Origin of the sequence: Microbacterium sp. HA-8 (assembly GCF_046111165.1) — a bacterium.
In the GTDB taxonomy this organism is placed as follows: domain Bacteria; phylum Actinomycetota; class Actinomycetes; order Actinomycetales; family Microbacteriaceae; genus Microbacterium.
The window spans coordinates 3617267-3629773 of the sequence record NZ_CP162025.1; the positions used below are offsets into that span (position 1 = coordinate 3617267).

The window sequence follows — 12507 nt, forward strand, 5'->3', positions numbered from 1 at the left end:
GGCGGTGGAGACCGTGCCGAGCGAACAGAGCGAGGAGCTCTCGAAGCTTGCCTTCGGAAGCAACCACATGCTCGCGCTCATGGCCGAGATCGCACGGTCCCCCGACGGAAAGTTCTCCACGCCCTCCGTCGCAACAGCCACCGGGCTGTCGACCAGTACGATCCACGCCCTGCTGAAGCGCCTCAAGCAGTTGGGGCTTGTCCGGCGAACGGATGAGGTCACCCCTGAGCGGATCAGGATCTATCAGCGCGCGGTGCACCCGACGTGGGACTACGCACTACGGCTTGAAGCAGAGGCAGACGCACGCGCAGCCGGAACGTTCACCATCCAGTGGGAAGCAACCACGGCGGGTCGTTAATAGACACTCACGAAGATCCTCGGATGCCTAATCGGTATGGCATCCTTCGTCTATGAGCGTCGTCGAGGACCACTACGAGGCATTCGCGACTGCGGCTGAGGACCCGTACCTTGGCGCCCTCCTTGGGACGATCGATGAGCCCGGCGGAACCTCGACTGCCAATCGCGCCGGCATGCTCACGGTGGCCTGGTGGGACGAACATGGCAACGGACCCACGTGCGCCGAACTCATCGAGGCGGTCTTCGAGATCGACGATTGGGATGCCGCGATCGAGGATCCCGGACGAACACTCTTCGAACGCCACGAACAACGCGACCTGCTCCAGCGATGGCTCATCAGCTACTGGACCCGGCTCGGAACGATTGCCTTCATACCTGGGCATGACGATGTCGTCAGGCCCGGCCGCATCGCGATCGGCGCCGAAGGAATCGAGTCCGAGTAGATTGGCAAGTTCGGATCGAGGAGGACGCGTGCGAGAGCTCATCATTGGCGGTCCCACCATCACGGTCTCCCATATCGAGACCGAGGCGACCGAGTACGGCGACATCCAGCGCTACCGCATCGACGTGACTGGCTCAGATGCCGTCACCCACCTGTCGAGCCTGCGCTCGTCGCCCAACGTCGACGCCCGTGTCATGGCGTCCGTGATCGACACTGAGCTCCTCCTCGGCTACGAAGGGAGCAGAGAGTCCGGCCTCCTGCGCGATCCTGGGATCCGCGCCTGGCGCGACCAACACCGCCCCCTCATCGAACAGGCGCTGGATCGGCTCCGCGACGAGATGAAGGACCTTCCTCCTGAGCCAGTGAGCAACGTGGAACGGCTCCTCCTGCGCGCCTTCGACATGAACGGCGACGACGAGGTTCGCGATGCTTGACTATCCGACGTTCGACTTCGATCAAGTCGACTTCGTCACCTCCGACACCCACTTCAGCCACGCCCGCATCAGCGAACTCGCCGGTCGGCCGTACTCCACCGTCGAGGAGATGAACGACGACCTTGTGCGCCGATGGAACGACACGGCCTCGCCCAGCAGCGTCGTCCTCCACCTCGGTGACGTGGCGCTCGGCCCGATCGAGGAATCGATCGCGCTCACCGCTCGGCTCAACGGGCGCAGGCTGCTCGTACCCGGGAACCACGATCGTGTCTCGCCCGCGACACAGTCGAAACGGGCGATCGAGCGATTCCTGCCCAAGTACGAAGCGGCGGGGTGGGAGATCCTCCCGGAGGTCATCGAGGGCACCCGCCGCGGGTACAGGATCATCGCCTCGCACTACCCCTACGCCGGCGACAGCCAGGAACAGGATCGACACACGTCGCATCGCCCACGCTGGGACGACGGCATCCCACTTCTCCACGGACACACCCACGCGCGGGACTATGGCCCGAACGGGCATCAGTTCCACGTGGGCGTCGATGCGCACGACTTCGCCCCGATCCCGTTCAGCGTCATCGACGCCTGGATCCGGAGCCTGCCCGGAATCGAGACTCGGCTGCAGACCGCGGTCCGCGAGGCGCGGGAGGTCATCGCCGACCTGGACGACACGCCGCCGTCGAACATGGACTTGATGTTCTTCATGCAGGCGTACGACGAACTTCACATGCACCTCGAAGAACTGCTGGAGGCGCTCAGATCGCAGACCTCGCCCGAACGGCGCTCAAGCTAACGGCGACGCTGGCTCGGGCATCGCTGCTGGTGGTGGTCCCCAAATGCGAATCGCAACCTCAGCCAGGTCTGTCGATCTGGACGCGATCTCGCTCTCAGTCCAGGCGTCTGACGCGGCGATCGCGTAGTTGATCACAAGGCTTCGCTGCTTCTGGAACTCTGGGCGCTTGATGTCCCAAGACAGATTCGACACCTCGTTGTTGAAGGTCCCTGTGACCAGGGTGAGATTGCCGATGCGGTCGACCGCCGAACTTCGCTCACGGCTCCTGACCACCCAATCTGGATCGGACTCATCCGCCACGATGGGCGTGGCGTCCTCGGCTAGCAGTGGCCAGTGCGCCGCCCACGAGCGTGGCATGACGTGTTCGATCTGGAGGTTGTCGTACTCAACGATTGCGTCGGGCTCGTGGGGGTCCTCGTCCCGAAGATGCTGGTCGATCGACCCGAGGAGCAGGCGGATGCGAGCCTGCGACATCCCGTTGTAGAACTGTCGACCCCCGAACGCGCGGCGCACGTCGTCGTCGGTCGGCCAGGCGAGCACGCCTACTTGGAGCGCTCCTTCAACTTCGTCTGCGATCGGGCGGCCCTCGCTCAGCGCAGTTTTCGCCTCCTTCAGCACCTTGGCCAGCAGTGAGCCGTAGCCGCGGGTCTGCCAGCCGACGAAGGCGCGACGAAGCGCCCACGACTCGATGGCCAGAACGGTCCGCACATGGTCGTCCAGACTCAGCTGTGAGTCGTCCAATGTCGCGAGCCACGTCAGGAGCGGAACCGCAGTGGTGATGTCGAGCGCGCGGAGCCTTCTATATGCCACGGTGAGGCGCCGAGAGGGCGCCGGCAGCCTCTCGTAGATGGTTTGGTACGCCTCCGCGAAGGCGTTCAACTCCTCGAGAGCCTGCTCTGTCGACGGGCCGTCGTTGAGATACGTCCTTGCCTCCCGGTAGAGGTGCCCGACGTTGGCCTCCTCGCCGAGCGCGGCCGTAAGCCAAACGGAGAGCAGCACATCGCGACGTCCGCGCGCAGCGTGGCCTCGCCCCACATTCTCCTTCCACCACTTGTCGTCAAACTGTGCCCAGTACGCGTTGTATAGCGACTCGACGTCCTCTTCATCGAGTTCAGCGCGTAGGAAGAGAAGGTTCTTGACCAGGTCGATCGCAGACAACGGAGTCTGCCTGCCGTTGAGGACCTCGAAGATCACCTGGGCATCGTCGTTCTCGTCGAGATCAATGACAACCAGTTTGAACAGGCTCGACACTGCGTCTGCCAACGCGGCCAACCGAGTCGGGTCCACCTCATCCTCGACAAGGGCGTACTCTCTCGACGCCTCGGCGAAATACCGCCTCGCCTCCAGATAAAGATGGTCCGTATCAGCGTTGGTTTCGGCATCCCCCATTGCGGAAGGCCAGACCTCTCGATCCTTGCGCCGTGGCCAAAGCTTGTAGATCTCGTCGGGCGTTTCGACGACGTCGTCAGGGTTGAAGAGCATCCGTTTGACGGACTTCGCACGCTCGCTGCCAGTCTCGTTCAGCACATCGAGGAGGCCGCGGACGAGCAGCTGAATGGTCGTGAGCCGCTGCTGGCCGTCAATGACTGATCGCAGCGCAACGCCCCCCGTCGCGAAAGGAAGGCTCGCGCACACGATCGCACCCAGGAAGTGTGGAGAAATCGACTGCTCTTTCGACTTGAGCTTCGAGCCTTCCTCTCCACTCGTCCGGACGTCGATGAGCCGGTCGGCCGTGGTGGCAAGGTCGTCGAAGAGCAACTCCCACTGACCCTTCCGTGTCCACTCGTAGTCCCTCTGGAAGGTAGGGATCACATAGCGGCGCTCGGGCTTAAGGATCTCCTGCAGTGGGTAGGTCTTGGCGTCCAAGTCCGTGCGCTCCTCGTTGCCTTACATCGTCGACGTAAGTCGAGATTAGGGCAGCCGCTGTCTCCTCGTATCGAGTGGAGCGTCGAGCGGACGCGGAGGGGATCCTGCTGACGTACCCGCAGACCTCCGCGGAATCGCTCCCCGCAATGACAGGATTGGGTGCCATGGGGAAGCCGAACATTGGAACCGCTGCGTGAGCAAAGGAACGCGCGCGCTCGCGTTGAGCGCGCCCCAGGCGATCTCGTGGACAGGCTCTGCGCCCACGGGTGCGAAGCTCGACAGAGTCTTTATCGGATCGGATCCGGATGGGCTTGGCGGGATCCAGGTAGCCACGGTAACGGTGGCGTCAGCACCCACCCGCACCCTGCTCGATAAGCTCTTCGCACTCCGAAAGGGCAACCGCGCGATCACACTCCTGCTTGCTGCAACCGACGGGGTGACTACCTGGCTCTACGGGCCAGTGAATCGCGCTGGGTTTCGTTCCGTTCTTGAAGTAAGGATGGAACCTGATGAACCAGAAGTATTCACCGGAGATGCGTGAGCGTGCGCTGCGGATGCTGGATGAGGCCAAGCCCGACCACCCGAACCTGATGGCCGCGGTACGGCATGTTGCGGACCTGCTCGGGATGAGCGCCGAGACGCTGCGGGTCTGGCACCGTCGCCGGGAGGTCGACGCCGGCGAGCGTCCGGGCGTGCCGACCGATGTCGCCGAGGAGAACAAGCGGCTGCGGCGGGAGAACGCGGAGCTGCGGAAGGCGAACGAGGTGCTCAAGGCTGCGAGCGTGTTTTTCGCGAAGGAGCTCGACCGCCCCTCGACGAGATGATCCGGTTCATCGACATGCACCGGGATCAGTTCGGGGTCGAGCTCATCTGCCGCGTCCTCAAGGACGCGGTGCGAGGGTTCCTCACGTCCCGCGGGTATCGGGCCGCGAAAGCCCGCCCGGCGTCGGCGCGGCAACTGAAAGACGAGTCGCTCGTGCCCGAGGTCGCGCGGCTGCACGCGGAGAACTACGGCGTCTATGGCGTGCGGAAGATGCATGCGCTGCTGCGCCGGCAGGGCTGGGACGTCGGCCGCGACCAGACCGCCCGCCTGATGCGGCTGGCGGGAGTGCGTGGGGTGAAGCGGTCGAAGAAGGTGTTCACGACGAAGCCCGATCCGACGATCCCGCAGCCGCAGGACCTCGTGAAACGGAACTTCACCGCGCCCGCGCCGCGCAGGTTGTGGGTCGCGGACATCACGTATGTCGCGACGTGGGCGGGATTCGCGTACGTCGCGTTCGTGGTCGACGTGTTCTCCCGGAAGATCGTCGGCTGGAACGTCGCGTCGACGCTGAAGGCCGACGTGCTGCCGCTGCAAGCGCTGAACATGGCTGCGTTCACCGCGACCGGCCCCCTCGACGACCTCGTCCATCACGCCGATCACGGGTCGAACTACCTCTCCGTGGTCTACACAGACCGGATCGTCGAGATCGGCGCGAAGCCCTCCACAGGGACCGCGGGCGACAGTTACGACAACGCCCTCGCCGAAGCGGTCAACGGGCTCTACAAGACCGAACTGATCCGCCGTCGCGGACCCTGGCGGACCATCGAGCAGGTCGAACTCGCGACCCTCGAATACGTGTGGTGGTGGAACAACTCCCGCCTCCACGGCGAGCTCGGCTACCGCACCCCCGCCGAGGTCGAGGCCGCGTACTACGCTGGCCAAGAATCAGCCCAACTAGCGATCGCTGGACAGGGAAACCGATAGGAACGAAACCCAGGGCGATTCACAGACCCACAAGCAGCAAGTATTGAGTTGGCGGCAGACCAAGCCGTACGCCAACTCCAGTCCGTTCTCGACGAGCCAGACTCGACCGCCGCTTTCAACCGCATTGCGGCTCTGCGAAAACAAGTTGACTCCGGTGGCGTTGGTTGGACCAACAACGGGCTCTTCGCCAAGTACCACCTGGAGCACAACGTACCCGCCCGCGCAGACTGGACCTCGCGGGGCGCGGACGCGAAGCCGCTACTTGGGCTCCGGGGGTCGCAGCTAATCGAGGCTCTCGGGTTCAGAACGGCGCCCGGAACCGGTGGCACCCTCATTCTCACGAACGCCGCCGGCACGTCCAACGCTCCCCGCGCAGTTGCGGTGCTCCTCGATGAGACCGAGCACTTCGATGCGAAGTCCTCGCGCTACCAGCTCACGCCGATCGCCTTCGGCCTCGCCGTCGCGCAGCGCCGCGATCTTCCGTGGGTCGTCGGCCTTCGTAAGGATCAGGTGCGTCTCTACCCGGGCAAGGACGGGGTGGGCGTCGGGCAGAAAGGTCAGGTCGAGACCTATTTCGAGATCGACTTATCGGCGATTGACGATGCACAAGCCGCACTGCTCACCCTGGTCTTTTCCGCCTCTGCGCTCGCTCAAGGAGGAACTACCGAGGAACTGCTTCGGGACAGCGCGCGCTACGCGACCGGCTTGGGAGTCCGCCTACGGCAGCGCATCTACGAAGAGGTGGTTCCACCGATTGCCAAGGCAATCGCCGATCGCCTGCCCAAACTCGGCCTGGACATCGATGCCCACGGCCTCCAGGTCGCCTACCGGCTCACCCTCAGGATCCTCTTCCGCCTCCTCTTCCAAGCGTATGCGGAGGATCGCGGGTTGCTCCCCTCCGGACGCAACGAAGGCTACGACGCGAACAGCTTGAAGACAATCGCCCGCCGGAACCTCGACACCGATGCGGACGACTTCGGTGACGCGTCGTCGATCTGGTTCGACCTCGTTCAGGTGTGGAACGCGATCGATCAGGGCAATAGGCAGTGGCAGGTGCCCGCGTACAACGGCGGGCTCTTCGCGGCCGATGGCGACCGCAGCGAAGAAGGCGCACTGCTCGCGCTACTGTCCCTCCCCGACTCCGTGCTCGGTCCGGCGTTGCAGCGCCTGCTCGTTGATGCCACAGACGAGGGTGTGCAGGGACCCGTCGACTTCCGAGCTCTCAGTGTCCGCGAGTTCGGCACAATCTACGAAGGCTTGCTCGAGTCCAGCCTCTCGATCGCGGACTCCGACCTTACGACCGATCGAAAGGGTGCATGGGTTCCGGCGACCGCCAACGACGACGTTGAGGCCGCGAGAGGCACCGTCTACTTCCACGGCGCCTCGGGCGAACGGAAGTCGACGGGGTCGTACTTCACACCCAAGGTCGTCGTCGACCATCTGGTCGAACGATCGGTGGTGCCCGCGCTCACAGCGCACCTCGACGGCGTCGCCGCGACTCTCGCCAAAGGAAAGACAGTCTCGCGCACGGAGTTCTTCGATTTCAGGGTCGCCGACCCGGCATTTATGCGCAAGTCGGATGTCTCACGAGACACCGAAGTATCGGTCAGGCTGGCGCTTGGAGGTTCAAGTCGGTCGCTCTGCTCTCCCGCGAGAACTCGAGCCACCACCCTGCGAAGGCGGCAGGCGCAATCACTTCCAGCCTGTGCACGCCTTCGCCGACCGGAAGGACTTTGACGAGGCGCGCGTCAGCCTGGGCCGATGTTCCGACCGGCGAACGAAACTGGGCCGATGGGTCTTCTCGGAGGGCCTCCATGATCGAGTGCGCGACTCTTTCCACGGCCACTGCGAGGAGCGTCTCGACGTCGCCATGAAGGTCTAGCTCGTAGGCGGACCAAAGTGCGGCCGGGTCGAGGTCACAGCTCACCGAGGCTGCGGCACGTGCCTCAGCGACGCCTTTGCGATCGATAGCCAGAACCTGCTCCAACGTGCCTTGCGGATGTGCCCACACACCGTGGTCCGCAAGCAAGGTGAGGAGCCGCGCCTTCCGGATTCCCTCCGCAGTCGACTCGTCGTCGAGACCGGCCAACCAAGCTCCCCGCGATGCGGGATCGCTCGGAATCCTGGCTTCATCCGCCCTACGGATCAGAGGACGCAGCACGGTTGAGATCCGACCGGGGCTCTCGGCGAACGTCTTCGTGATCGTACTTGAAAGTCCCGGCAGTGAGTCGAGGGTGCGCTGCATTTCAGGGTCGAACAGCGCGTCGAGATCACACACCGCGCGCACGTCCAAGCCCAGCTTCGTGCAGATCTCCAGCCAAAGGGCCACCCCGCCGCTCCCGCCGCAGTCGACGAGATCTGTCTGCGCGACCACTTCCGCCGACGCGACGCGTGTAAGAGCAGTGGACATCGCGGCGACATCCGTCACACCCTCGAGCAGAACAGGGCGGGGCGAGAACACGATGTCGCTGACCAGCTGTGGATTCTGTGCGAGCGAAGCCTCCACTCGGTCCGCTTGCACATCCAAGACGCTCTCGCTCATCCGGCGCGGGGGCGTGCCTGCGCCGAAGACCCAAATCGACGCCAAGTCGCTGGCGAGTCGTGGCCGCAAGAAGCTCGGCTCATGCGTGACCACTATCGCGGATCGTCCGGACTGCTCGCATTCTCTATTCAGTTCGGCGAGCCACAGCCTGGCCATGGAGGGGTGCAGGTGGAGTTCCGCCTCATCGACAACAAGCAGCCGCCAGTCACCTCGATAGACCGCGGCCAGGAGGACCACCAGCTCGCGAAGGCCGTGACCCTCGTCTCGAAGCAACGAGTACTCCACTGATCCCATGCGCACATACGGGTCTAGGAATCCGGCTGTCTCGCGCAGTTCGATGGATCGCCCCAGAGCGCGACGGATGAATGCTGCTACGCGTAGCAGCACCTCCGGCTCCTCACGAAGCGCATACAGCTCGGTGGTCGCGAGACCAGCGAGCCTTGCCATCTCGAGGATCTGACGGCGTTCTTCCTCGCCGATTGGCACGCCGCGGTACTCGGTGGGTGCTGAACCCCAGCCGTGGTTAACAATGTTCATCAACCCGACTAGGCGATCGGTGGTCAGGAGCCGCTCGCCTGTGGCCAGAGCGATCGCGCGAGCAGCCTTTGACTTTCCGCTGCCGTTGCGGCCAACGAAATACTGAACAGGATGCGACCAGTCCGAGACCTCGATGAAGTCGCGCTCCGAGCCATCCGAGTCGATCCCAAACACGCCGGCACGTCTGATGGTGACCGAGTCAGGGAACGCGCCTCCGTCACTCGGCATCCGCGAGATGGACGTTACCTGGAGCGGAGGCTCCCAGGTGTGGTTGGCGAGGAACTGCTCTGCAGCTTGCGTCTCACTGGCAGCTTCAACCTGCTGACGGTCGATACTGCTGCCATTCGGCGCAACCGCCGATACGAGGAATCGGGTCATCGATCCGGTCCAGACTCTGGTCAGTTTTCGAAGCCGGAGCTCGGGTCGAACTTGAGTACGCGCGCGTTCTCGGAGATCGTGCGCACCTCGCCCTCGTCGAAGCCGTCGCTCTTGCTGGCCTGGATGTCGATCGTGATCTCGAGTCTCGCGCCAGCGCCCGCGAGTCGATCGATGATCTCGCGGGTCACGTTTCCGATGTCCCTCGAGTACCGATCCGGGTCGACCTTCACAGAGCCGAAGTAGCGGCTCGGGCGTCGCGGTGCAACGACGTCTTCGTTCGTCGTCGACTCGTCCGCTTCTTCATCGACAAGGACGATGTCGATCGGGCCAACCTCCGCGGCACCCTCCTCAGCCGCGCGCGCAGCAGCCTCACGAGCCGCGGCGATGCGATCGGCGGACGCTTGCTCGTCAGCCTTGTTCCAGTCCACGAGGAGCGTGCTGTCGGTCACCTGGATCGCGGTGTTGTGCGCTGGAGGCACGATCAGCCCCCGGTAGCGACCGGCTTCGGTGTCCTTCGCCGTTGCGATCGCGAACTTCTCGCCGTCGACGAGGACGGAGTTGAGCGAACGTTCGATCGCGGAGTCGAGAGTCTCCCGGCGAACGAGTCGCGGCAAGTACACGTACCGGGTGAAGTAGCCCCACAGCTCGCCGACGCTGATCTCGCCCTTGTCGCGCCACAGCTGTCCGAGCTCCTGATGCAGTGTGGCACCGAGGATCGGCGCACCGAGCTCCGTCACGAGCTGATCGTCGCGGGACAGCTTCGCGGCGACACGCTCCGCGAGAGAGCGGCCGCTCGAGTCGGGCACCTTATCCGTGATCAGCTCGAAGGGTTTGGTGGCGTCGAACTGCTCAGGGTAGACCGCCCACACGAAGGTGTCGCGGATCCGGTCTGACACCGTCCGGTCGAGGCGCGTGACCCAGTCGTCGGTCTGCTTGCGCTGCTGCACCGACAGGTTGAGGCTCTCGCTGGTCGCCTGCACACGCTTCCACGCGAGGTAGCTGCGCGCGGCGGCCTCCAGGCTCTCCAGCTCGCCTTTGTCGGCGACGAGGAAGACGAGGGTGTTGCGATGCACGCGCTGGCTGGCGCCCTTGGTCTCGATCGCGTCGCGCACCCACTGGTGGGCGGACGAGTCGGCGCCGTCCGACTTCCGCCGCGAGTGGCGCGGGTGAACAATCACCAGTCGCGCATCCTCGAGGTCGGGGACGTCGGCGCTGGATGCCGGGGCGACGTGTACACGATCGAACACACCGCGCGCGCGTTCCTCGCCGCGGAGGCGATCGGTGATCTCGTTCCACACCGTCTCGACGTCTTCACGGAGCCGCTCGGCATAGTCGTTAGCGGTCTTTGTCACCGATGGCTGGGTATCGAACCAGTAGTGGCCCTGCTCTTCGTAGAAGTACGTCGAGCGCTGAGCAAGTAGCTCGATCGCACTGCCGAAGTTGCCGAGGGTGTCACCGGGTGCTGCGGTTCCGAGCCAGACGTACTGCTTGTCGAGACCCTTTCGCGACGCCTTGATCCTGGGCGCGGCGCCCATGAAAATCGTTCGCGCGATCCGCTGCGTCACGAACCTCTGCCCCAGGTTGGGGCGGTCCAGGTCGATCTGCTGCGCCATCGATCCTGGGCCGTCGATGTCGGAATCGATGATCGGCTTCCACTGATCCTCGAGGTACTGGGTGAGGTCGGTGTTGACTGTCGTCGCCTCCAGCGGCACGTTGCCGGGGAGGATCAGCGGGGACGTGTCGTTGGATGCCCACAACTCGTGCACGATCGACGACACGAGCTTGAGCACGCCACGGGTGCGCTGGAAGCGCTCTAGCGTGGACCAGTCCTCGTACAGGCGGTCCAGCAGCTCAGGGTGCAGTGGATAGGACGCCCGGATGCGCTGCTCGTAGTCATCGCTCGGCGCCGCGGCATCCCGCGGGAACAGGGCGGTGTTGCTGCGGTACAGGGTGACGAAGCTGCGCGCTACGGCGGAGATCGTGGTGAGGCCCTCAGCGTTCGGCGCCTGGAACAGCCGGCGGCGGACGATCTCGAACGACTCGTCCTTGCTCGACGGTCGCCACTGGTCGGCGACCCGGCGGATCACGTTCTGCAGGCGCTCCAGTGCGAGCTGGCCGTTGGCGCCGCCGATCTCGATGTCGCTTCCGCTACCTGCATCACCGGTGTCGGATGCCGGGATCGAGACGACGAGCATCGCACCAGGCACCGACCGAACGACTTCGGTCAGCGACTGCGCGAATGTGAACTGCGTCTCGAACGAGCCAGACGGAAGCTCCTTGTCCGTGACGAGCTGCCGCGCGTACGCGACCCACTCATCGATGAGGATCAGCGCCGGTGAGTACTTCGCGATCAGCGTGCGCAGCGCTTCGCCCGGGTTCGTCCCTGCTCGGTCGTCCTCGGCGATCAGGTCGTAGGCCTCGCGGCCGCCGAGCTGCCAGGCGAGCTCGCCCCAGAGCGTGCGGACCTCGGTCCCGTCGTCCTTGATGAGCGGTGATCCTGCCTTCAAGTACGTGCCGACGAGCGCGACGCGCTTCACTCCCAGCGCAGCAAGTTCCGGGTTTCCGGTCTCAGCGATGAGCTCCTGCAGCTCCTGCGGGAAGTCCTTCGCGGGCGTGCCGCTGAACAGGTGGTACAGGGCGAGCATCGAGTGGGTCTTGCCGCCACCGAAGTTGGTCTGGAGGTTGACGACCGGGCTCGCGTTGCCGTCCCCGCCGCCCACGCGTCGGAGCGCGCGCGACAGCAGATCCCGCAGACCTTCCGTGAGGTACGTGCGGGTGAAGAACTCGACCGGGTCCCCGTACTCGGGGCTCGTCGCCTGACCTGTTCGCACGAGATGCAGGTCGGCAGCGAACTCGGATGCCGTGAACTCGCCGCGTGCGACATCATCATGCGGGCGGATCACCTCGCGCCAGGGCCGCAGACCCGAACCCGGGTCGAGTGTCACCGTCGTCCGCTTGACCTGCTTGCGCGTCTGATCCTCGAAGACTGTGCGCTGCAGGTCGACCCGGAGCTTGCGGACGTCCTCGGCGGAGTCGACCGCGCCGACTGCGTGAAGCAGTCGCTCGATCGTGTCGAGCGCGCGTGCCGCATCATCAGAACTGAATGGCTCGTTGTGAGCCCACAAATTGCGCGTCTCGCGCAATTCGGAGCCGAACCCCTGCTGCGCACGCGACAGCACATCCTTAAACCGGTAGCCCTGCTCGGTGATCGCGCGAAGCTGCACCTGCACGTCGTGCTTAGTCAGCGTTCGGGCCGGCCCACCTCGGCGCTGCGCGTCCTCTTGCGCCCACGCGGCAGGCCAGTCGGACGTGCCGTACGCGGCGGTCATCACCTCGTCGATCGAATCGAGCAGACCCTCCGACAACAGGTCGAAGGCCTTTCCTACGCGATCACGGTTGTTCATCGCCATCGAA

At 64.6% G+C, this 12507-nt stretch carries 9 protein-coding genes; 6 read left to right on the top strand and 3 right to left on the bottom strand.

Translation table 11 applies throughout. The features are described from left to right. Positions 1-4: 4 nt before the first annotated feature. The 4 genes from AB2L57_RS17300 to AB2L57_RS17315 are packed head-to-tail and all read left to right on the top strand — an operon-like array spanning position 5 to position 2023. On the top strand, positions 5-358 hold the full coding sequence (locus AB2L57_RS17300; protein ID WP_409047700.1) for a MarR family transcriptional regulator: 354 nt from the start codon (positions 5-7) through the stop codon (positions 356-358). A 52-nt stretch (positions 359-410) separates the two neighbouring features. Beyond that, positions 411-800 carry a hypothetical protein gene (locus AB2L57_RS17305; protein WP_409047701.1) on the top strand — a complete coding sequence of 130 codons (390 nt, stop codon included), beginning with the start codon at positions 411-413 and terminating at the stop codon, positions 798-800. A gap of 28 nt (positions 801-828) precedes the next feature. Beyond that, positions 829-1233, top strand: coding sequence for a hypothetical protein (locus tag AB2L57_RS17310; RefSeq protein ID WP_409047702.1), 405 nt, complete (start codon positions 829-831; stop codon positions 1231-1233). Next, the gene (locus AB2L57_RS17315) at positions 1226-2023 is read left to right on the top strand and encodes a hypothetical protein (protein WP_409047703.1); all 798 of its coding nucleotides are present in this window, start codon (positions 1226-1228) and stop codon (positions 2021-2023) included. Before AB2L57_RS17310 ends, AB2L57_RS17315 begins: the two co-directional genes overlap by 8 nt. Here the strand turns inward: AB2L57_RS17315 and AB2L57_RS17320 are convergent. After that, positions 2015-3889, bottom strand: coding sequence for a DUF262 domain-containing protein (locus tag AB2L57_RS17320; RefSeq protein ID WP_409047704.1), 1875 nt, complete (start codon positions 3887-3889; stop codon positions 2015-2017). The genes AB2L57_RS17315 and AB2L57_RS17320 overlap by 9 nt on opposite strands. A 193-nt stretch (positions 3890-4082) precedes the next feature. Between AB2L57_RS17320 and AB2L57_RS17325 the strand changes: the two genes are divergently transcribed. Both AB2L57_RS17325 and AB2L57_RS17330 read left to right on the top strand, forming a co-directional pair. Continuing rightward, positions 4083-4430, top strand: coding sequence for a hypothetical protein (locus AB2L57_RS17325; protein WP_409047705.1), 348 nt, complete (start codon positions 4083-4085; stop codon positions 4428-4430). Then, positions 4399-5636, top strand: a protein-coding gene (locus tag AB2L57_RS17330; RefSeq protein WP_409047706.1) for an IS3 family transposase whose coding sequence is annotated in 2 segments (ribosomal slippage) — positions 4399-4678 and positions 4678-5636 — 1239 coding nt in all. Because the reading frame shifts where the segments join, the coding sequence is not laid out codon by codon here. The genes AB2L57_RS17325 and AB2L57_RS17330 overlap by 32 nt, the downstream gene beginning before the upstream one ends. A gap of 1606 nt (positions 5637-7242) precedes the next feature. Here the strand turns inward: AB2L57_RS17330 and AB2L57_RS17335 are convergent. Further along, on the bottom strand, positions 7243-9093 hold the full coding sequence (locus AB2L57_RS17335) for an ATP-dependent nuclease (protein WP_409047707.1): 1851 nt from the start codon (positions 9091-9093) through the stop codon (positions 7243-7245). 20 nt (positions 9094-9113) lie between these two features. Next, the gene (locus AB2L57_RS17340) at positions 9114-12503 is read right to left on the bottom strand and encodes a DUF499 domain-containing protein (protein ID WP_409047708.1); all 3390 of its coding nucleotides are present in this window, start codon (positions 12501-12503) and stop codon (positions 9114-9116) included. Positions 12504-12507: the final 4 nt, after the last annotated feature.

Coding starts and splice junctions, on each gene's coding strand:
- AB2L57_RS17340 (WP_409047708.1), bottom strand. CDS start 12,503: ATGGCGATGAACAACCGTGATCGCGTAGGAAAGGCCTTCGACCTGTTG.
- AB2L57_RS17335 (WP_409047707.1), bottom strand. CDS start 9,093: ATGACCCGATTCCTCGTATCGGCGGTTGCGCCGAATGGCAGCAGTATC.
- AB2L57_RS17315 (WP_409047703.1), top strand. CDS start 1,226: ATGCTTGACTATCCGACGTTCGACTTCGATCAAGTCGACTTCGTCACC.
- AB2L57_RS17305 (WP_409047701.1), top strand. CDS start 411: ATGAGCGTCGTCGAGGACCACTACGAGGCATTCGCGACTGCGGCTGAG.